This is a genomic window from Nonomuraea candida, assembly GCF_000725485.1.
Taxonomy (GTDB): domain Bacteria; phylum Actinomycetota; class Actinomycetes; order Streptosporangiales; family Streptosporangiaceae; genus Nonomuraea; species Nonomuraea candida.
Map to the genome: position 1 here is coordinate 1 of NZ_JOAG01000115.1, position 1776 is coordinate 1776.

The window sequence follows — 1776 nt, forward strand, 5'->3', positions numbered from 1 at the left end:
CGCTGATCATCCCCGCGGCACCCGCCTTAGCGATCAACGTGGTCCCGTGCGGACCCGAATTCCTCCAGGTGAATTGGCACAACACCACCCACCTTGGAGGCGTCAGTCACCATGTCACGTGTTTCGCCAACGGCGGGGAATACGACATCACCGGCTGGCGCGTAGGGGACAAGCAGTGGCTTGACCGAATCTCGACCGGCAATAACCGTGTCCAGTGGTACGGGGACGGAAGGTGGCAGCCCGAGGGCGGGATCAACAAGTGGAGCGTCTACACCTTCCCCAACAACCCGGGCGGGGTCCACCTCGACAAGATCAGGATCATCTGAGACCTCTGGGCCATCTCCAAGTTCAGGCGGCTCTGAGCAGGGACAACGCAATCGCTCCCAGCGTCGTCGCCGAGCTGGTCCGCCAGATCGGCCTGATGACGGTCACAGTCCGTCACCCGCTCCAACCAGACGCACCATGACAAGGCCGCCTTGTGGTTCTCCCGCAAACGCCGACCTGGAAGAGCGCTCCCTATTCGCGCCAGCCCGGTGCTGATGGACCGCTGCCACCAGGCACGAGTCCGCAACGCGCTGGAACCGGAGTGGGAGGCCCGCTTCGAGCCCAGATCGTATGGGTTCAGGCCAGGCCGTAGCTGCCAGGACGCCATCGAGGCCGGCCGAGTCCTGGGAGAACACGTCCAACCCGTCGGACGGCGAGGGCCAAGAGCACGAGCTCGCAATGGCCGGTGCCGGTGTCGGCGGGCAAGAGGCCCCATTCTGACCGGCTAGGTCTGGGCCCGCCTCACGGGCCCAGACCTCCGAGTCAACGATGCTCCTCGGGGCCTTGATCTGACCGGCTGTCTCTGATCCCCCTTTAACGATCTTTGGCCAGCTCTGGCCCTAGGACGGGTCGCTGCGCCTGCGCAGCAGGGTGAGCAGCTCGGCGGCCCGGGGCTCAGCGGCGTCGGCCTGCTGCTGGGCGGTGCGCGCCGCCGCTTGGGCGGCCGTGAGGTCCCCGCGCGCCTCACCGAGTTGCTCACGCGCGGCGGCCTCCCTGGCGGCACCGCTGGGGAAGCCGAGCAGCCGGAGTTCCTCTCGAATGGTGGCTGCGTTGAGGGGTTCTCGGGCATGCACGACTGGTGAAGCTCAATCGGAGTTGACCGAGTAGTCGGGCTCGGAGATGAGACCCTTGCCGATCATGAGAGCAGCCGCTGGGTCCTGCCGCGTCGTGTGATGGTTGATCTGCGCTGCCAACCAGACACAATCAACGGGCCGGCTCGTGTTCACCATGACGGTCGGTATGAGGCCCAGCGGCTCAGCCTTCGCCGCCCACGTCTGCCAATCGTCAGCCAGGCGCCGCTCGTCCTGGTAGAGGGCGCTTCGCCGTCGACTCGCGTAACGTTCCCTGGCGACCTCGGCGGGCACATCGCACCAGACTTCCACGGCCCGGTCGGCTCGCGTGCTCTCGATCCCGGCCTTCGCGTGCAGCAGGTCACGCGGCCGAAACCACCACGAGTCGACTACCACGCTTCCCGGGATAGCACGCGCCAGTGCCCACACCGTTTCCATGGCGATGCCGCCAAACCCCGGGATGGACGCGACGTCATCCACGCACGTCTCCAACGCCTCCTTCACGGAGTCCTTCGACAGCAGTCGCGCGCCCAATTGCACGGCCAGGGCTCTGCCCAAGGTCGACTTTCCGGACCCAGGTAGGCCGTTCACCAGCACTAAGAGTCTGTCCACCCGATCATGATGCCGGGCCCGTGAAGAGAGCGGAATCTGCTCCAACCGT

Annotated in this window: 3 protein-coding genes; 1 reads left to right on the forward strand and 2 read right to left on the reverse strand. The window is 66.1% G+C overall.

Annotation, left to right across the window (positions count from 1 at the left end; genetic code table 11):
- Positions 1-326 (forward strand): beta/gamma crystallin domain-containing protein (locus IO39_RS53755; protein ID WP_211267391.1); only part of this gene is annotated, 326 nt, incomplete at its 5' end.
- A 558-nt stretch (positions 327-884) separates the two neighbouring features.
- Here IO39_RS53755 and IO39_RS43255 read toward each other — a convergent pair.
- Together IO39_RS43255 and IO39_RS43260 are read right to left on the reverse strand one after the other, a co-directional pair.
- Positions 885-1118, reverse strand: coding sequence for a hypothetical protein (locus IO39_RS43255; protein WP_043637532.1), 234 nt, complete (start codon positions 1116-1118; stop codon positions 885-887).
- Positions 1119-1130: 12 nt separating this feature from the next.
- The coding region (locus IO39_RS43260) for an AAA family ATPase (protein WP_157549822.1) at positions 1131-1776 on the reverse strand (646 nt) is incomplete at its 5' end.